The sequence below is a fragment of the Pseudomonas sp. Au-Pse12 genome, assembly GCF_021341665.1.
Classification (GTDB): Bacteria; Pseudomonadota; Gammaproteobacteria; order Pseudomonadales; family Pseudomonadaceae; genus Aquipseudomonas.
Map to the genome: position 1 here is coordinate 62,657 of NZ_JAJTTH010000014.1, position 17,560 is coordinate 80,216.

The window sequence follows — 17,560 nt, forward strand, 5'->3', positions numbered from 1 at the left end:
GAGAACCCCCATGCGCAGACTCAGCACCCTGGTGGCCGGCCTCGGCCTCGCCGCCCTCTCCTCCCTGTGCCTGGCCGCCGCGCCGGCCGACGCCCTCAAGAGCGCTGATGGCCAGCGCCTGACCCCCACCGGGGCGCAGCAGGCCGGCAATGCCGGCGGCAGCATTCCGCCCTGGGACGGCGGCCTGACCCAGGGCCCCGCCGGCTACCAGGCTGGCGGGCCCTACCTTGATCCGTTCAGCGCCGACCGCCCGCTGTTCACCATCGACAGGCAGAACCTGGAGCAGTACCGCGAACACCTGAGCCAGGGCCAGATCGCGCTGTTCAAGGCTTATCCCGAGACGTTCCGCATGCCGGTCTACCCGACCCGCCGCAGCGCTGCGGCGCCACAATGGGTGTACGACAACATCCGCCGCAACGCCTTCGACGCCAAGCTCGGCGAAGGTGGCGCCGTGGTCCACAACGCTTATGGTGGGGTGCCCTTCCCGGTGCCGCAGTCGGGGCTGGAGGCCGTGTGGAACCACATTCTCAAGTTCAACGGCACCTACCTGGAACGCAGCAGCGCGGACATCGCCGTGCAGCGCGACGGCAGCTTCGTGCCGAGCCTGCTGGATGTGCGCTACTACTCGCTCTACAACATCCCCGGCAAAGATGCCGCCAGCCTCGGCGACACCCTCTACTACTACCTGGGTATCGCCAAGGCGCCGGCGCGCCTGGCCGGCGAGGCGGTGCTGATCCACGAACCGCTGAACCAGCTGGACAACCCGCGCAAGGCCTGGGGCTACAACCCCGGCCAGCGCCGGGTGCGCCGCGCCCCGACCATCGCCTACGACAGCCCCATCGGCAGCTCCGATGGCCTGCGCACCGCCGACGACACCGACATGTTCAACGGCTCCCCCGACCGCTACGACTGGAAGCTGCTGGGCAAGCAGGAGCTGTACATCCCCTACAACAACTACCGGCTGCTGGACAAAAGCCTGAAGTACGCCGCGCTGCTGCGCCCGGGGCACCTCAACCCCGAGCACACCCGCTATGAACTGCACCGGGTGTGGGTGATCGAGGCCAACCTCAAGCCCGGCGCCCGCCACCTGTATTCCAAGCGCCGCTTCTACCTCGACGAGGACAGCTGGAGCATCGCCGTCGCCGACCAGTTCGACAGCCGCGGCGAGCTGTGGCGGGTGTCCATGGCCTACCTGGTGAACTACTACAACCTGCCGGCGGTGATGAGCGCGGTGGACGTGTTCCACGACCTGCAATCGCGCCGCTACCAAGCCCAGGGCCTGAGCAACGAACAGCCGGAAGTGATCCGCTTTCTGCCGGCGCCCGGTGACGCCGGGATGTTCAAGCCCAACGACCTGCCGCGCCTGAGCGGGCGCTGAGCCAGCCGCACCTGCGGGCCGCACTGGCGGCCCGCCTCCCCGCCACCCTTTAGCCTGTTGAGTGTCGTGATGCACAAGAGCACCCGACTGACCCTGTTGGGCACCGCCCTGGGCAACTTTTTCGAATGGCTGGACTTCACCCTGTACGGGTTCTTCTCCACCGCCATCGCCCTGACCTTCTTTCCCCCGGGCAACCCGCAACTGGCGCTGCTGGCCACCATCGGCGCCTTTGCCAGCGGCTTTATCACCCGGCCCCTGGGGGCCTATTTCATTGGCCGCTATGCCGACGCCAAGGGCCGCAAGGCAGCACTGATCCTGACCTTCATGCTGATGGGCGGTGGCACCCTGCTGATCGCCGGGGCGCCGAGCCACGCCAGCGCCGGGCTGCTGGGCGCGTTGTGCGTGCTGCTGGGCCGGCTGCTGCAGGGGCTGGCCGCTTCCGGGGAGTACGGCGCCGCTGCCGCCATGTTTATCGAGGTGGCGCCCCCTGGCCGCAAGGGCCTGTACGGCAGCCTGTTTATCGTCTCGACCTACCTGGCCCTGGCCTGCGGCGCGCTGTTGGCGGTGCTGGTCTACAGCCTGCTGGGCGCGGCAGCGACCGAGGCCTACGGCTGGCGCCTGGCCTTTGTCATCGGCCTGTGCATCGTGCCCTTCGGCCTCTGGCTGCGGGCCGGCATGGCCGAGTCCCAGGCCTTCAGCCAGGCCCGCCGGCAACCGCGGCAAGCCGCCGCGCCCATCGACTGGCAGGCGGTGCTGGTGGTGATCGGCCTGACCTCCCTGGGCACCTCGTCGCTGTACCTGTCGATGATCTTCATGCCGGCCTTCGCCAAGGCGGCCTTCGATATCGCGGTGCTCGACACCTCGATCGCCACCAGCCTGGCCTGCCTGATCGTCGCCGCCAGCGTTGTGCTCGGCGGCCACCTGAGTGATCGCCTGGGCCCGGCACTGCCGATGTTCGGCGGCCTGGCGGTGATCCTGCTGGGCGGCCTGCCAGCCTTTGGCGTGCTGCTGTGGCACCCCGGAATGGGCAGCATCCTGCTGTTCCAGGGGCTCAACGGGGTGGGCCTGGGGTTGTTCGTCGGCGCCAGTTTCAGCAGCGTCTGCAACCTGTTCCGCACCCGTCAGCGGGCCCTCGGCCTGGGCCTGGGCTACAACCTCGGGGTGGCGCTGTTCGGCGCCCTGGCACCGCTGGTGTCCACCGCGGCCCTGGGCTACGGCATCCACTACGCACCAGCCCTGTACCTGCTGCTGACCGCCCTGATCAGCGCCGCCGCCAGCCGCGCCCTGCTCGGCCGCGCGCCTTCTTCATCGACCTGCGAGACCCTGCCATGATCCAAGACCGTGAATACCTGGCGCGTCGGCGCCGCCTGCAACAGCTGCTGGTGCGCCAGGGCGCCCGGCACTTTGTGGCCACCGCCGCAGAAAGCATCTACTACCTGTGCGGCGCCAGCTTCGAAGCCCTGGAGCGGCCGTTCTTCCTGATTTTGTCCAGCGACGGCGGTCTGCGTTTCATCGTCCCGCAGCTGGAGCGCGAGCACCTGAAGAAGGCCCGCGCCGTGGACCCGCACGCCATCCACTGCTACCGCGACTACCCGGCCCCGGATGGCCAGTGCTGGCACTCGGCGTTGCTGGAATACGGCGGCCTGGAGCCGGGTTTTATCTACGAAGACTCCTGCCCCATGGCCCTGGCCCAGGTGCTCGCAGGGCTCGGCGGACGCCACCAGCAGTTGATCGAGCAACTGCGCCTGGTCAAGAGCCCGGCCGAGATCCAGATGATCCGCCGCGCCGCGCACTATGCCGATATGGGGGTGCAGGAACTGTTCCGCCACTCCTACTACGGCGCCACCGTGGCCGAGGGGTTTGCCCGCAGCAGCAAGGTGATGCAGGCCATCATCCGCGAGACGCCACACTGGGACGCGCTGTCGACCCGGGTGCTGATGGCCAGCTTCCCCGCACCGCTGAGCGCCCAGCCACACTCGGTGCCGGCGGTGGACGACCTGCTGCTCGATGGCCCGCACGTGACCCTGGTGCTGACCCGGGTCAACGGCTACGCCGCCGAGAGCGAACGCACCTATTTCACCGCCCCGCTGACCAGCACCGAGCGCCAGCTGTTCGAGCTGATGGTGCGCGCCCGCCAGCTGGGCCTGAGCCTGCTGCACCCGGGGCGCTCGTGCGCCGAGATCGATGCCCGGGTCAACCAGTTCCTCGCCGTCGAGGGCATGGGCACCCCGCACCAGCGCCTGCACCGCATCGGCCATGGTTTCGGCCTGGGCAATCATGAGGGCCCGTGGCTCGCCGAAGGTTCAGAGGACGTGCTGCAGGCCGGCATGCTGGTGTCCATCGAACCAGGCCTGTACGTCGAGGGCCACGGCGGCTACCGGCATTCGGACACGGTGCTGATCACCGACGACGGCTACGAATTGTTGACCCGTGCCCCCGGCATCGAAACGCCACTGGTACTGCGCCGACGCAACGTCAAGCAGCGCCTGTTCGGGCATCTGGTGCGACGCTCCCTGGGCATCACGAGGTCGGCATGAACCGCCTCACCCTGGCCCTGTGGCTGTACCCGCTGCTGGGGCTGGCGATGAACCTCTTGAGCCTGCACCGCCAGCGCAGTCACGGCCGCAGCCTGACCCCGGTGAACCCCTGGGGCGGCATCGGCATGATGCTGCTGTACGCGGCGTGCCTGTGCCTGGGGGCGCTGGACGACCCGCAATGGTTGCGCCTGGGCCTGCTGCTGTGCCTGCTGCCGATCGGCTGGGGCGGTGTGCTGCGCCATCTGTGGCGGGTCGAGCACCAGGCCTACGCCGGCTTGGGCAGTCGCCTGGCGGCCCTGGGCATCAACCTCTACGGGGTGCTGGTCAGCCTCTGGGCCCTGAGCCAGTGAGCCACGGCGAACGGCGGAGGTTCGCGGCCCCGGGCTGCCATGCATTCATTTGCAGAATGAAGTTCAGAGGAACTTTCGTTTGTCAGCCCTGACCGGGCCCAGCAGAATCGAGGCCGATCCGTACCTCTCTCGCTTCGAACCACTGCCACGGGAAGCCTGTTCATGAGCAACCAGCACTTCGTCAGCCCGGACCTGATCCGCCAGGGATTCTCCCGGGCGATGTCGGACATGTACCGCGAGGAGGTGCCCCTCTACGGTGCCCTGATGGAACTGGTGGCCGAGGTCAACGCCCGGGTTCTGCAGCAGCAGCCGGCACTTGCAGAGCACTTGCACAACAGCGGCGAGCTGCAGCGCCTGGACCTGGAGCGCCACGGCGCGATCCGTGTCGGCAGCGCTGCGGAACTGGCGACCCTGGCCCGGCTGTTCGCGGTAATGGGTATGCAGCCGGTGGGCTACTACGACCTGACCCCGGCCGGGGTGCCGGTGCATTCCACAGCGTTTCGCGCGGTGCATGAACAGGCCCTGCAGGTCAGTCCGTTCCGGGTCTTCACCTCGCTGCTGCGCCTGGAACTGATCGACAACCCGGACCTGCGCGGCTTTGCCGAGCAGGTCCTGGCCCGGCGCCAGATCTTCACCCCCCGGGTGCTGGAACTGATCCAGCAGGCCGAGGCCGCCGGCGGCCTGGACGCCGAGGATGCCGAGGCGTTTATCCGCCAGGCCCTGGAAACCTTCCGCTGGCACCATCACGCCACGGTGACCGCCGCCCAGTACGCCAGCCTCAGCGCCCAGCACCGGCTGATCGCCGACGTGGTGGCGTTCAAGGGCCCGCACATCAACCACCTGACCCCGCGCACCCTGGACATCGACGACGTGCAGCGGCTGATGCCCGCGCGCGGCATCACCCCCAAGGCGGTGATCGAAGGCCCGCCGCGCCGGGCATGCCCGATCCTGCTGCGCCAGACCAGCTTCAAGGCCCTGGAGGAATCCGTGGCCTTCACCGACCAGGCCCATAGCCAGGGCAGCCACAGCGCGCGTTTCGGCGAGATCGAACAGCGCGGCGCGGCGCTCACCCCCAAGGGCCGCGAGCTCTACGACCGCTTGCTGAACGCCGCCCGCGACGCCCTGGGCGACTTTCCCAACGAAGCCAACGCGCAACGCTACAACCAGTTGATGCAAGAGCACTTCAGGGAGTTTCCCGACAGCCACCCGGCCATGCGTGAACAGGGCCTGGCCTACTTCCGCTACTTCGTCAGCGACGCCGGGCTGGCGGCGCGCAACCAGCCCCAGCGGCCCACCACCCTGGCGGCGCTGCTGGCGGCCGGGCACCTGAGCGTCGAACCCCTGGTGTACGAAGACTTCCTGCCGGTCAGCGCCGCCGGGATCTTCCAGTCCAACCTGGGGGATGACAGCCAGAGCCACTACGCCGGGCAGTCCAACCGCCAGGCCTTCGAAGCCGCCCTGGGCCGCCGCACCCTCGATGAATTGCAGCTCTACGCCCAGACCCAGCAGCGCTCCCTGGAGCACTGCGCCGCCACCCTCGGCCTGCCGGCGCTGTAAGTCGCGCCCGGCATCGGCCCAAGGGTCGATGCCGCCCTTCCCCGCTGTGCGTTGCCCCATGGTCATGGACCCGCCGCGGCGTTATTCTGCCGCCACTTGCGCCCCTCCGGCGGCGCGCCACCACCAGGGATGGACACGGCGAATGAGATTCGCGATCGGCCTGTTTTTATGCGCGGCACTCAGCAGCGCACTCACCACCCACGCAGCAGAAACCGTCAACGACATCACCCAGCTCAACCCCATCGTGGTCGATCAGGTGGTGCGCCCCAGCACCCTGGAGCAGATCGTCAAACAGGTGGCCGAGCACCCCGGGCCCATCGCCATTGGCGGCGGGCGCTACAGCATGGGCGGCCAGACCGCCACCGAGCATGCCCTGCAGATCGACATGCGCGGCTTCAACCGGGTGCTGGACTTTTCCAGGGAACGCAAGGAAATCACCGTGCAGCCGGGCATCACCTGGCGTGCCGTGCAGGACTACATCGACCCCCACGACCTGTCCGTGAGCATCATGCAGAGCTACGCCAACTTCACCGTCGGCGGCGCCCTGAGCGTCAACGCCCACGGCCGCTACATCGGCTACGGCCCGCTGGTGAGCTCGGTGAAATCGATCAAGCTGGTGCTGGCCGACGGCCAAGTGGTGGACGCCAGCCCGCAGCACAACAGCGAACTGTTCTACGGCGCCATCGGCGGCTACGGCGGCCTGGGGGTGATTGTCCAAGCCACCCTGCACCTGAGCGACAACGTGCGCCTGCTGCGCAGCGTCGAAGAAATGCCCCTCGGCGACTACCGGCCCTACTTCCAGGCCCAGATCCAGAACAACCCCAAGGTCATCCTGCACAACGCCGTGCTCTACCCCGACCAGTACCAGACCCTGCGCGCGGTGTCCTACAGCCAGACCGACCTGCCGGTCACGGTCAAGGAACGCCTCACGCCCCTGGACCAGAACTACTGGAAAGAACAGAAAGCCCTGAAAGTGGTGAGCCAGTGGCCCGGCGGCAAGACCCTGCGCCAGGAAGTGATCGACCCCCTGGTGCTGAAGAAACCGCAAGTGTCCTGGCGCAACCACGAAGCCAGCCTCGACGTGCGCGAACTGGAGCCCGAATCCCGGGCCAAGCGCACCTACGTGCTGCAGGAATACTTCGTGCCCCCCGACCAGCTGGAAAGCTTCGTCCAGGAGATGGGCGCGACCCTGCGGGCGCATCATGTCAACGTGATCAACCTGTCGATCCGCCACGCCAAGGCCGACCCCGGCACCCTGCTGGCCTGGGCCAAGACCGAGGTCTTCGCCCTGGTGCTGTACTACCAGCAGAGCACCGCGCCGGAGGAACGCAAGGAAGTCGGCGAATGGACCCGCGCCCTGGTGGACAGCGCCATCCAGCACGGCGGCAGCTATTACCTGCCGTACCAGATCCACGCCACGCCGCAGCAGTTTCGCGCGGCCTATCCACGGGCCGGGGAGTTTCTCGCGCTCAAGGCCCGGGTCGATCCGCAGAACAAGTTCCGCAACAAGTTGTGGGATGCGTATGGGGTGGGGGTTAAAGCGGACGGGACTCCGTAAGGTGCCGCCAATCCGGGCATGAGCCAGCGACCGCCTATCAAGATGCGGTCATGGCTACGCCTGCTTCCCGGACGACTGCAGATTGCCCACCTGATCGGCCAGCAGGTCCTGCCAGCCAGCGGGCTGGCCCTGGTCGTTGGCGGCACTCGCCAATAGCCCGGCAAGGCTGGCGTCCTTCTTGTCCTGCGCCGCTTGTGCCGCTTCCAGCGCTTGGTGGGCCACCAGGATTTTCTGCAGCTCCGGGGTGGTGGCGGTGCTTGCGTTCAAGGGTGGCGGAGGCGGCATTGCCGCGACCAGGGCGACTACGTCCCCCGGGGACGGGGTTACGCCCATGCACGTTATCGTCACAGCAAAGACTCACCTTCTATGCAATACAGGAGGTGCCCAATGACTGCCTCAGTCAAAACCATTGGCATCGTGACCTTCGCCCAGTGCGGCGACAAAGAACAAAACCTGTTCAAGGTCAATCCGGATATTCCAGCTCGGGAAGCCCTGGAACATGCTTCCAATCTGTTCTACTACGCCAAAAAGCTCATGCTCGATGCTGCAATGGAAAAGCAAGGAGAGCGTTATGCTTGGCCCGCCTACTATTTATGCGAGATGGGCAAAGCCATTATCGATGATGTTTCTAATGGCATACCAGAGTCGAGATTAAATTAATAACGCATACCAAAAATAGAAAGCACTAATTATTTATCTTCATAAGCAGTGACTTCTCTTTCAGACACAAACCATAAAAAGTTATTCGAGCGCACCTTCATACCTCTGAGCGCCGTGATTGAAGCTCCACACATACGACTTAGTCACCGCCCCCTCCCCCTTATATACAACATTCCCATCCTTATCTCTCTGATAGGAGTACACCTCAATATCTTTATATTTATTTTCACCACCAGGGGAGATATCTAAAACTTTAACACCTGCAAAATAGTCCCCACCAACAAATTTCAAATACCCTCGACACTGAATAAAGAAACCATAAACCCTGTCCTTACTTGACCCCTCACTACCAGAAGAAGAAAAAATAAAGTCCTTCACCCCATCACCATTAAGATCATCATTATAGATAACCCTACCTTCTTGAGCAGAGAACTTCACCCCATCAACTCTTGAAAGAACCTGAACAGGATCACCATCTTCTGACCACTGCGAAATAAAATATTGGGGACCGTCGGCGCTACAAATCTTCACTGTTGCAGCGCAAGTAATCGGAGAAAGCAGTAAAAACGCTAGGAGATATTTCATGCTCACTCATCCAAAATAAAGGTATTACGGTCAGTTCGGACTGCCCCCGTGGTTATCAGGCGTATTCCAGTACATCCGAGAACTTTTTCGGAAAGTCCTTAGAGCTTATAAAGATCACCTTTCACCCCCCAAACTCATCACCATCGTAACCGCCATGAACATTGCACATATAATCCTCCGCAGCGAAGCTTAACTTCTCACAAGAAGATCAATAGCAAAAACCATGACAATATCACATACAACTTCCCTTTAATCTTACTGACTCAAGAATTTGATCTCCCCGACCAAGAGCAAGCATTTACTTATATACTCTTCATACGGAGGGCAAGCCTCTTTCTTCATACCCATATCCCAGTAAGCATCTACTAGATTGAGAGTCGCATCCACTCTTTCTGGGTATTTCTTATGAATAACCCTAAGCAGAAATGCAGACATTACTAAATTTTCGTTCTGATACAATAAATTAGCGCGCCCATTAATCGATGAAATATTACCCCCCCAAAATCAACGTCACCTCATATAAAAAATCCTTAGAAATACTTCTCTGCATTTGCTTTCCGTTATCATCCACCATATCAATCAGCGAGTCTTCCCCTCCTACCCGAAAACTCTCAAGCACAAACTGAAAGTCCTTCTTTATTTCACGCACTGCATCATCAGAAGATAACTCCTGCAAATTAGGACCACTACCTAAAAACTCCAAAAACAATGCACAGCATTTTATACGTCACACATGAAACGGCTGGGGAAACCTCGCCTCACCTGGAAGTATTTCATTGTCAAGAGAATACCTTTCATCCCTACTGGGCTCCACCCAAGTTGAAACCCTGTAAACAACCCAATCTTTAAATCTTGGCTCCCATCTAAAATCATACTTTGTCAGATCAGTATTTCTTGTATAAAAATCTAACAGCAATGAAAAATCACCTGAGATATACCCAGGAAACAGACCGCCATTACCCAGACTAAAAAAGCCCTTTCTCTCCTGCCTTGTACCACCAACCTTAATAGTTATTTCTGAAAGTTCGCTATCAAGCTCCAGACCAATTACAGAATAAGAATCACACACACCATCCCCGTTCAGATCCATATCACAGTCAGAATCTGCGCAAGAAATACTGCTCAACAGCAAGAAAAACAAAGAACTAATGCATTCTTCACAGCGAACCCTCAAGTGTGAGCAAAAGGGCTGCCCCGGGAGTGCCACCCTTCAGGTTGTCCATGGCTACACCTGCTTCCCGGACGACTGCAGATTGCCCAACTGATCGGCCAGCAGATCCTGCCAGCCAGCGGGCTGGCCCTGATCGCTGGCGCTCGCCAATAGCCCGGCAAGGCGGGCGTCCTCCTTGTCCTGCGCCGCTTGTGCGGCTTCCAGCGCTTGGTGGGCCACCAGGATTTTCTGCAGCCCCGGGGTGGTGGCGGTGCTTGCGTTCAAGGGTGGCGGAGGCGGCATTGCCGCGACCAGGGCGACCACATCCCCCGGGGATCGGGTGAAGGCCCGCAGCCCATCCAAGTTGCTCAACATCGGCAAGGCCAGACCGGTCAGCGGGTCGAAAGCGCTGACTTGCGGTGAACCCGGCAGCCCGACCTTGCCCGCCAGCACCGGCCGCGCCAGGGAGGGCAGGAACAGGCCCAGCAACATGCGCGGGTCCTTCTTCTTGATGCTCAAGCCCACGCTGGCCAGCATCAGCCCCACTCCCACCACTCGGCCCGCGGTGGCCAGCAGCGACAGTTCCTTGTTCGACTCGTTGTCAAAATGCACCAGGCGAATGCGGAAGTAATCGGTGAACGGCTCGCGCGGGCCCAGCGCCGAAGTGTTCATGAACCAGGCGCGGGAGTCGTGGATCTGCTCGTCGAACAGCGCCACCAGATCCTCCTTGCCCGATCTGGGCGTGTTGGGCGCGCTGAACAACTCACCGTACAACTCGGTGCCTTTTTCGTGCAGATAAGCGTACTCCTTGGCCTCGTCTTCCTCGTTGATCAGGAACACCGTACCGCCCAGCAGCAAATCCAGAACGCCGCCGACCTTCATGCTGTCGTCGAGCAGTCCCCACTCTTGCTTGTAGTCATGACGAAACTCGTCGGCGGCGCCTTTGAGTTGCTGGTGATCCAGGGGTGGGTCGAACTTTTTCTCCCAGCGCATGCTGTCGACTTTTTCCTGACCACCGACGATCTGCACGTTAAGTTGGTACTCCTTTTCCTGTGCCTCGGTGTAAGTCGGTATAGGTTTGCCTTCAACGTCGGCAGCGGCCTCGGCGTCACGCCGCGCCTGGATCGCCTCCCAGGCCTCAACCTTGGCCTTGGGCATGTCAGGCGGAGCATTTTGATAGAACGGCTGCTTTTCCACACCACCGGCATAACGGTCGATGCGCCAGCCGGTGATAAGTGCCTGCTGCCACTCGATCATGTCCTCCAGGGTACCGGTGTGTTGGGCGGCGTCGGCTTGCCAGGCGTTAAAGCGTTTGATGAGTTCGTCGGAGACGTCGAACTCTTCTAGCGTTTCCGCACTCATTTTCCGCCATTTCTCATGAGTTCCTTCCCGATATGCGGCTTGTGGCACTTGTAAAGGAGCCCCAGCCGAAAACGCTGCTGCATAAAGATGATGTAGCGGGATCTGCGATAACAAATGCTCGGTACCTGCAAGCGCCTTACCCTGATCCCCTGGCGCGTAACCACCGCCTACGTCCGAGTGCACGCCGGGGTAAAGATATTCGACGGTGCCACTACGGTAACTGGAGGGCTGAGTCGTATCGCGCTGGCCACCGGCGTTTTTCGGTCGACGACGGATCGAGTCCAATGGGAAGCTGGCCCGCTGTTCATGGGCCGATACCAGATGCACACAGCGCTTGAGAAAGTGACAGTCTTCAGGAATGGAAGTGTCCATGCAGATTGCAGACTCTTCATCAGGCAAACGCATGGTGCCATCAGCCCAATCCATATGGCCGGCGGTAAAGGGAAAACTGTCGGCGATACCCACTGCCGCCACTGTGTCGCAGATACCGAGGAACTCAATGGAGATCGGCAGCCCGGCAAAGCGATACTCCACTGCACCATCGCTGCCTTTACAACGGGTCAGGGTTTGCAGCCAATTGGCAAAAGTTCGGGCTTGTGCAGCGCCTCTGGAGAAGCCATAGACATATAGGCGCATGGCCAAGATATGGGGTTTTTCCCCGATTTCTCTTCGCTGATCTAATAGCTTTTCTAGGTCATTTATATACGGACGCATGGCGGCTTCACGTTTCTTTTCACCATTTTCCAGTAGACCTAAAGTCGCCACGTTGCCGTACCAACAAGTAGCCATGCTCTCTACCAGAACCTGAGTTGCAGGAAGCAGCAGTGGTGTTGCTGGTGTCAGTACCATTTTGAGCGCATCGATTAATCGAGTGAGGCCCCAGTTGATTCGATTTTCACCACCACTGGCAGCTATCAGCCCCCAATTATTCGGTACCATTTCCTTGATATCAGGGAACACCGTACCCACACCCGGACTGTAATACCTGAAATAGCCATTCTCCCGAGTAGCATCATCCGAACCTAAACTAGCATGATAAAGCCGAGCCATATTGCTACATGAAGATGGGCTCGAAGCGCTGTCAGCCTCGTCGTTATTATTGGTTCCATCGAATGCCAATGTAATATGCAAAGTCTTACAGCAAGGTGTTCCACTGTATGCGTCGCCTCTAGCTTGGACAAGCTTACGCTGCCGGTCGCCGAATGCGAGCTCATCTCGTTTTTGTCTAAGAATATTTTCAGAGAGTTTCTTTGGTACGGATGGTAGAAGCCCAACCAAAGGAAAGTCCGGCGCAACCAACGCATGGGCAGGCCTTCTTTTTATTTCACTTCTAGTCATTTCGGACATACCTTCGGCTCTTCCATATTCATCGAAAAGTTGTAAGGATAACCCGGGTATCCTGGAGAGGTTCCAGCAGCAGTAATGCGTACCTGATTACAAGGCAAGAAATGAACTTTCAATACACCTGGAGTATCGTATTGCGGGATTTCCACAACAGCTTTATATCGTGAGTAACCTTTTTTGTGCTCCGCCATACGCTTCCTCCAAGCGTCTGAAAACTGGCGCTCCGACCACTCCCCATAAGCATATGGATCAGGATCTTTTTCCCACTCAACAACAGCTCTCAACCCTGGAATCCAATGACGAGGGACAACGCCACAACAAACTTGGCTACCACCACCTTCATGCGGCCCCAAGTTCGGCCCACCCGCCCCATTCACCGAAAACCGATTGATCGCCGCCGAAGTATGGTTATAACCCGTCACCGGTGCCGACAACATCTTCGACTCAGACTGACAAGCGCTTGCAGTCAACACACCCGCAGCCAACAAGCACACACGAACAACATTCAAGACACCAAATAAACCACCCACCAAAACCTTTTTCATAATTAGCCCTGACATATTTCAGGCTCCTCCATTTCCATTGGGTAGTTGTAAGGGTAACGTGAGTCTCCAGGTTTGATATTGTCCGCAGAAACGCGCACTTGGTCGCAGGGAAGAAAATGGACCTTTAAGGTTCCGGCCACGGTATACCGAGGAATTTCTACAATCACTTTATGTCTAGAGTAATTGGCGGCATGACGCTCATAATCCTTATTATCAAATTGACCATACTGGTCTCGTTTAATATAACCGCGAGGATCCGGATCTTTTTCCCACTCAACAATGGCTCTCAACCCTGGAACCCAATGACGAGGAATAACACCACAACAACTTTTTTTTCCACCGCCTTGATGTGGCCCCAAATTTGGCCCTCCTGCCCCATTCACAGAAAACCGATTGATCGCGGCCGAAGTATGGTTATAGCCAATCACCGACGCACTTAGCATCTTCGACTCAGACTGACAAGCGCTAGCAGTCAACATACCTGCGGCCAACAAGCACACACGAGCAATATTCAAAATACCAAATAAATCACCCGACAAATTCTTTTTCATCATTAGCCCTAACATACTTTAGGCTCCTCCATCTTCATCGGATAGTTGTAGGGATAACGTGAATCCCCAGGCTTAATATTATCTGCAGAGATACGTACCTGATCACAAGGAAGAAAATGAACCTTTAATGCTCCAGCCACGGAATATCGAGGAATATCAACAACAGCTTTATGACGTGAATAACCTTTTTTATGTTCCGCCATACGCTTAGTCCAAGCGTCTGAAAACTGTCGCTCTGGCCACTCCCCATAAGCATATGGGTCAGGATCTTTTTCCCACTCAACAATGGCTCTCAACCCTGGAACCCAATGACGTGGAATAACACCACAACAACTCTTTTTTCCACCACCTTGATGTGGACCTAAGTTTGGCCCTCCCGCCCCATTAACCGAAAAGCGATTGATCGCGGCCGATGTATGGTTATAGCCCGTCACCGACGCACCTAACATCTTCGACTCAGACTGACAAGCGCTTGCAATCAACATACCTACGGCCAACAAGCACACACGAACAATATTCAAGACACCAAACAAACCACCCACCAAAAACTTTTTCATAATTGGCCCTGACATATTTCAGGCTCCTCCATTTCCATTGGATAGCTGTAAGGATAACGTGGATCCTTTACCTTGATATTGTCTGCGGAAACACGTACTTGATTGCACGGTAGAAAGTGAACTTTCAATGTTCCAGCCACAGAGTACCGAGGAATTTCAACAGTAACCTTATGACGTGAGTACTCTTGTTTTTGCGCCTTCATACGTTTAGTCCAAGCATCTGAGTAAGGTCGTTCTGTCCATGTGCTCGAAGAGTAAGGATTCGGATCTTTTTCCCATTCAACAATGGCTTTTAATCCTGGAACCCAATGACGAGGAACAACACCGCAGCAAACTTGGCTACCTCCTCCTTGATGTGGACCAATGTTTCCGCCCCCTGCCCCATTAACAGAAAACCGATTGATCGCCGCCGAAGTATGGTTGTACCCCGTCACCGGGGCGCTCAGCATCGTGGACTGGCTCTGGCAGGCGGTTACCAGCAACACGGCGCTCAGCCACCCGGTCAATGACACTGCCGTCTTCCAGGCCCACGTTCTGCGCATCTGTTTCATGGCACCTCCCTCCCCCTACTCATCCACCACAAACGGCGAGTTATCCAACAGCCATTGACGAATAAACGCCTGCCGCTCCGCAGGTTCCTGAAGCCCTTGCTGGTAGGCCGCCATCTGGCTGTGGAACAGGTGGCGCATCAGGCCTTCCTCGCGGCTCAGGCCGTAGTGCTGCGGGGTGGTGCTGTGCTCGCGGCGGTGCCCGTCGGCATCGGCCCAGGCCCGCAGGCTGGCGATCTGGGCGGGGTCGAAGATGAAGCCCTCCGCCCTCGGGGCGTCGCTGTGTCGGGAGTAGCGCCCCAGCAGGTGCTGCGCCCGGTGATCACGGTCGAGCCAGTGCCAGGCGATGATCGGGCCATGCAGGACGCGGCCCTGGGCCGGGGTCAGGGCTTCGCTCACCGGCAGGAACAGGCGCGGGTCGTAGTAGCGCAGGACTCCTTGTTCGCGACCCTGGTTCCACTGCGCCTGGGTGCAGCGGCTCAGGTGGGCCGCCAGGGCGTCGAAGCGCCAGGGGCTGAGCAGCGCCAGGACGTGCTGGGTGCAGTCGACGGCACTGAGAAAGGCCAGCAGCCAGGTCTTGTGCCGCAGATGCAGCCGCAGCAACAACGGGCCGGCATCGGCGATGGCCGCTTCCGGTGTGTGGTCGAACAGCTTGGCCAATTCGGGGCCGTCGGCCAGGCTCGCCAGTTCCTGCAGCAGCGGGTAGTTGAGGCTGGTGGCATCGATCAGCAGGTCGAGGTGCTCGTGTTCCAGCCGCTGCACCTGTTGCCACAGCAGTTCGTGCCACAGTGGGTTGCTCGTGTACATGGCGGGCTCCTCAGCGCGCTTCCAGCGCTTGGTTGTTGGCCTTGGCCCGGGCCAGGCACTCCTTGCACACCGGCACCGGCGGGTTGGGCGCGGCGACCTGGGGCAAGGCCCCCGGGAGATCCCGATCCGCCGCCCCCGGCTGCAACGGCGGCTTGATGCCGATCCCGCTGCCGCTGCCCGGGGCGCCGCCGGCGTTCGCCTTCACCAGTGCCCCCAGCACCGTGATGCCACCCGGGTCGAGCTTGATGAAGCTGCCACCGGCCTTGAGGGTCATTTCCAGGGCCGCTTCGATGACGATCTTGTCCCCGGCCTTGAGGTGGATCTCGGTGCCGGCCTGGGTCAGTTGTGCCACGCCCAGCTTGATGTGCTGGGTGCCGGCCACGGTGAGGTGGTCGTCGGCGCGGATTTCGGTCTTGCGCTCGCCGTGGGTGGTGCGGTGTTCCTCGGCCTTGAATTCGCTGTAGGCGTTTTGCTCGACGCTGTCGTGACGCTCGTGGCCGATGCGGATCTTATGGTCGTGTTCGATGTTCTGGTCCCAGTCGCGCTGGGCGTGGACGAAGATCTGTTCGGCGCCTTTCTTGTCTTCGATGCGCAGTTCGTTGAAGCCGCCGCCCCCCGGGGAGCTCAGGGTCTTGAACAGGCTGCGGGTCTTGTTCGCCGGCAGCGCGTAGGGCACTTCGTGTTCCTTGTGGTACAGGCAGCCGCTGACCAGCGGCTGGTCGGGGTCGCCTTCAAGAAAGGTCACCAGCACTTCCATGCCGATGCGCGGGATGACGATGGCGCCGTAGCGGTCGCCGGCCCAGCCGGAGGCCACTCGCAGCCAGCAACTGCTCTTGTCGTCGCCCTGGCCCTCCCGGTCCCAATGAAACTGCACCTTGACCCGGCCGTACTGGTCGCAGTGGATCTCTTCCCCCTCGGGGCCGGTGACCACCGCGGTCTGGCTGCCCAGCACCTGGGGCTTGGGGTGCTTGAGCGGCGCTCGGTAGAACACGTCCCAGGGGGTGGCCAAAAAGCGGTTGCGGTAGCCCTGCTGGAAGCCATCGCTCGAATCGCTGTCGCGGGTGATGGATTCTTCCAGCACCTGGGGTTGCTTGCCTTCGTGGCTGATGCGGGTCAGCAGCCAGAGGTCGTTCCACTCCTGGCGCGGGTGCTCGGACAATTGCACGAAGTGCCCGCTGACCAGGCAGGTCTGGTCGCCCCAGCCTTCGGCTTGCCGGTAGTCGGCGCGGTGGCGCTCCAGGGCCCGCTGGCTGAGCAACTTGCCGCGGCGGCGGTCGGTGAAGCGGCCGGGGTAGTCGTAGTCTTCCAGGTCCGGTTCCTGGGCCTGGGCCTCGGGCTTGTAGCTGGCCTCCAGGTGCAGGCGCGGCTTCTCGAAGTCGTAGTCGCGCCGGCTGGTACGGCTGGTGCGCGATTCCAGGCGCACTTCGAAGCCCTTGATCACCGGTTCGTCGGCCACCAGCCCGCTGCCGCGTACATAGGCGGTGGGCCGGCCGAGCTTGGGAAAGGCGGTCTGGTTGTCGCTGAACACCAGCAGGTGGCCGCTGGTGCTGTGCTGGAAGTGGTAGTGCAGCCCCTCCTCTTCGCACAGCCGCTGGATGAAGTGCAGGTCGCTCTCGTCGTACTGCACGCAGTAGTCGCGCTCCGGGCACGGATGCTCGATCTGGAACTGGTAGGCGTCGGCCAGGACGCCGTGTTCTTCAAGGATCGTGGCGATGATCCGGGGCGCCGCCAGTTGCTGGAAAATCCGCTGGTTGGTGCGATGGCGCAGGTAGTCCAGGCGCGGCACCAGGGTCACTTGATAGTGGCTCAGGCGCTTGCCGGAGTCGCCCTGGGCCACGCGCCGGATCTGCCCGTGGATGCCATGGCCCTGGGGGTCGAAGGCGAGAAATGCCTGTTTGTGCAACAACCCTTGCAGGTCCAGGGCCGGGTCTTCGCTGACCAGTTGCAGGTCAAAGCGAAAAGGCTGGCTGATGCCTTCGCTGCCTTCGAAGGACAGCACCTGCAGGTCGCCGGCAAAGTCTTCGACGCTGAGGCTGAAATGGGTTTCATTGGCCGAATTGAACATCTACTG

At 60.4% G+C, this 17,560-nt stretch carries 17 protein-coding genes; 7 read left to right on the top strand and 10 right to left on the bottom strand.

The window, feature by feature from the left end:
- Positions 1-10: 10 nt before the first annotated feature.
- The 6 genes from LXM55_RS29145 (at position 11) to LXM55_RS29170 (ending at position 7,380) form a co-directional block, all read left to right on the top strand.
- Positions 11-1,378 (top strand): DUF1329 domain-containing protein, encoded by a 1,368-nt coding sequence (locus tag LXM55_RS29145; RefSeq protein WP_233323581.1) that lies wholly within the window; start codon positions 11-13, stop codon positions 1,376-1,378.
- Positions 1,379-1,447: 69 nt separating this feature from the next.
- Positions 1,448-2,710: an MFS transporter gene (locus LXM55_RS29150; RefSeq protein WP_233323582.1), complete on the top strand. Its 1,263-nt coding sequence runs from the start codon at positions 1,448-1,450 to the stop codon at positions 2,708-2,710.
- Complete coding sequence (locus LXM55_RS29155) at positions 2,707-3,915, top strand: M24 family metallopeptidase (RefSeq protein WP_233323583.1); 1,209 nt, start codon at positions 2,707-2,709, stop codon at positions 3,913-3,915. The genes LXM55_RS29150 and LXM55_RS29155 overlap by 4 nt, the downstream gene beginning before the upstream one ends.
- The gene (locus LXM55_RS29160) at positions 3,912-4,265 is read left to right on the top strand and encodes a hypothetical protein (protein ID WP_233323584.1); all 354 of its coding nucleotides are present in this window, start codon (positions 3,912-3,914) and stop codon (positions 4,263-4,265) included. The genes LXM55_RS29155 and LXM55_RS29160 overlap by 4 nt, the downstream gene beginning before the upstream one ends.
- A 162-nt stretch (positions 4,266-4,427) precedes the next feature.
- Positions 4,428-5,822 carry a 2-oxoadipate dioxygenase/decarboxylase HglS gene (hglS, locus tag LXM55_RS29165; protein WP_233323585.1) on the top strand — a complete coding sequence of 465 codons (1,395 nt, stop codon included), beginning with the start codon at positions 4,428-4,430 and terminating at the stop codon, positions 5,820-5,822.
- A 142-nt stretch (positions 5,823-5,964) separates the two neighbouring features.
- Positions 5,965-7,380, top strand: coding sequence for an FAD-binding oxidoreductase (locus tag LXM55_RS29170; RefSeq protein WP_233323586.1), 1,416 nt, complete (start codon positions 5,965-5,967; stop codon positions 7,378-7,380).
- 54 nt (positions 7,381-7,434) lie between these two features.
- On the opposite strand, the gene LXM55_RS29175 is transcribed toward LXM55_RS29170, so the two are convergent.
- Complete coding sequence (locus tag LXM55_RS29175) at positions 7,435-7,713, bottom strand: hypothetical protein (protein ID WP_233323587.1); 279 nt, start codon at positions 7,711-7,713, stop codon at positions 7,435-7,437.
- Positions 7,714-7,767: 54 nt separating this feature from the next.
- Between LXM55_RS29175 and LXM55_RS29180 the strand changes: the two genes are divergently transcribed.
- Entirely contained in the window at positions 7,768-8,040 is a 273-nt protein-coding gene (locus LXM55_RS29180) for a DUF3077 domain-containing protein (protein ID WP_233323588.1), read from the top strand.
- An 81-nt stretch (positions 8,041-8,121) separates the two neighbouring features.
- Here LXM55_RS29180 and LXM55_RS29185 read toward each other — a convergent pair whose 3' ends face one another.
- The 9 genes from LXM55_RS29185 to tssI form a co-directional block, all read right to left on the bottom strand.
- Complete coding sequence (locus LXM55_RS29185; protein ID WP_233323589.1) at positions 8,122-8,625, bottom strand: hypothetical protein; 504 nt, start codon at positions 8,623-8,625, stop codon at positions 8,122-8,124.
- A 727-nt stretch (positions 8,626-9,352) separates the two neighbouring features.
- Entirely contained in the window at positions 9,353-9,715 is a 363-nt protein-coding gene (locus LXM55_RS29190) for a hypothetical protein (RefSeq protein ID WP_233323590.1), read from the bottom strand.
- A 135-nt stretch (positions 9,716-9,850) separates the two neighbouring features.
- On the bottom strand, positions 9,851-12,097 hold the full coding sequence (locus LXM55_RS29195) for a T6SS phospholipase effector Tle1-like catalytic domain-containing protein (protein ID WP_442799797.1): 2,247 nt from the start codon (positions 12,095-12,097) through the stop codon (positions 9,851-9,853).
- Positions 12,098-12,471: 374 nt separating this feature from the next.
- Complete coding sequence (locus LXM55_RS29200; RefSeq protein WP_233323592.1) at positions 12,472-13,041, bottom strand: DUF3304 domain-containing protein; 570 nt, start codon at positions 13,039-13,041, stop codon at positions 12,472-12,474.
- Positions 13,029-13,505, bottom strand: coding sequence for a DUF3304 domain-containing protein (locus LXM55_RS29205; RefSeq protein ID WP_233323649.1), 477 nt, complete (start codon positions 13,503-13,505; stop codon positions 13,029-13,031). Before LXM55_RS29205 ends, LXM55_RS29200 begins: the two co-directional genes overlap by 13 nt.
- Positions 13,506-13,585: 80 nt before the next feature.
- The gene (locus LXM55_RS29210; protein ID WP_442799798.1) at positions 13,586-14,149 is read right to left on the bottom strand and encodes a DUF3304 domain-containing protein; all 564 of its coding nucleotides are present in this window, start codon (positions 14,147-14,149) and stop codon (positions 13,586-13,588) included.
- Entirely contained in the window at positions 14,131-14,676 is a 546-nt protein-coding gene (locus tag LXM55_RS29215) for a DUF3304 domain-containing protein (RefSeq protein ID WP_233323651.1), read from the bottom strand. Before LXM55_RS29215 ends, LXM55_RS29210 begins: the two co-directional genes overlap by 19 nt.
- 24 nt (positions 14,677-14,700) lie before the next feature.
- On the bottom strand, positions 14,701-15,489 hold the full coding sequence (locus LXM55_RS29220) for a DUF4123 domain-containing protein (protein ID WP_233323593.1): 789 nt from the start codon (positions 15,487-15,489) through the stop codon (positions 14,701-14,703).
- A 10-nt stretch (positions 15,490-15,499) separates the two neighbouring features.
- Positions 15,500-17,554, bottom strand: a complete 2,055-nt coding sequence (gene tssI / locus LXM55_RS29225) for a type VI secretion system Vgr family protein (RefSeq protein ID WP_233323594.1) — start codon at positions 17,552-17,554, stop codon at positions 15,500-15,502.
- Positions 17,555-17,560 lie beyond the last annotated feature (6 nt).

Coding starts and splice junctions, on each gene's coding strand:
- LXM55_RS29220 (WP_233323593.1), bottom strand. CDS start 15,489: ATGTACACGAGCAACCCACTGTGGCACGAACTGCTGTGGCAACAGGTG.
- LXM55_RS29205 (WP_233323649.1), bottom strand. CDS start 13,505: ATGTTGACTGCTAGCGCTTGTCAGTCTGAGTCGAAGATGCTAAGTGCG.
- LXM55_RS29185 (WP_233323589.1), bottom strand. CDS start 8,625: ATGAAATATCTCCTAGCGTTTTTACTGCTTTCTCCGATTACTTGCGCT.
- LXM55_RS29170 (WP_233323586.1), top strand. CDS start 5,965: ATGAGATTCGCGATCGGCCTGTTTTTATGCGCGGCACTCAGCAGCGCA.
- LXM55_RS29160 (WP_233323584.1), top strand. CDS start 3,912: ATGAACCGCCTCACCCTGGCCCTGTGGCTGTACCCGCTGCTGGGGCTG.
- LXM55_RS29155 (WP_233323583.1), top strand. CDS start 2,707: ATGATCCAAGACCGTGAATACCTGGCGCGTCGGCGCCGCCTGCAACAG.
- LXM55_RS29145 (WP_233323581.1), top strand. CDS start 11: ATGCGCAGACTCAGCACCCTGGTGGCCGGCCTCGGCCTCGCCGCCCTC.
- LXM55_RS29180 (WP_233323588.1), top strand. CDS start 7,768: ATGACTGCCTCAGTCAAAACCATTGGCATCGTGACCTTCGCCCAGTGC.
- LXM55_RS29175 (WP_233323587.1), bottom strand. CDS start 7,713: ATGGGCGTAACCCCGTCCCCGGGGGACGTAGTCGCCCTGGTCGCGGCA.
- LXM55_RS29200 (WP_233323592.1), bottom strand. CDS start 13,041: ATGTCAGGGCTAATTATGAAAAAGGTTTTGGTGGGTGGTTTATTTGGT.
- LXM55_RS29215 (WP_233323651.1), bottom strand. CDS start 14,676: ATGCGCAGAACGTGGGCCTGGAAGACGGCAGTGTCATTGACCGGGTGG.
- LXM55_RS29150 (WP_233323582.1), top strand. CDS start 1,448: ATGCACAAGAGCACCCGACTGACCCTGTTGGGCACCGCCCTGGGCAAC.
- LXM55_RS29190 (WP_233323590.1), bottom strand. CDS start 9,715: ATGGATCTGAACGGGGATGGTGTGTGTGATTCTTATTCTGTAATTGGT.
- LXM55_RS29210 (WP_442799798.1), bottom strand. CDS start 14,149: ATGTCAGGGCCAATTATGAAAAAGTTTTTGGTGGGTGGTTTGTTTGGT.
- tssI (WP_233323594.1), bottom strand. CDS start 17,554: ATGTTCAATTCGGCCAATGAAACCCATTTCAGCCTCAGCGTCGAAGAC.
- hglS (WP_233323585.1), top strand. CDS start 4,428: ATGAGCAACCAGCACTTCGTCAGCCCGGACCTGATCCGCCAGGGATTC.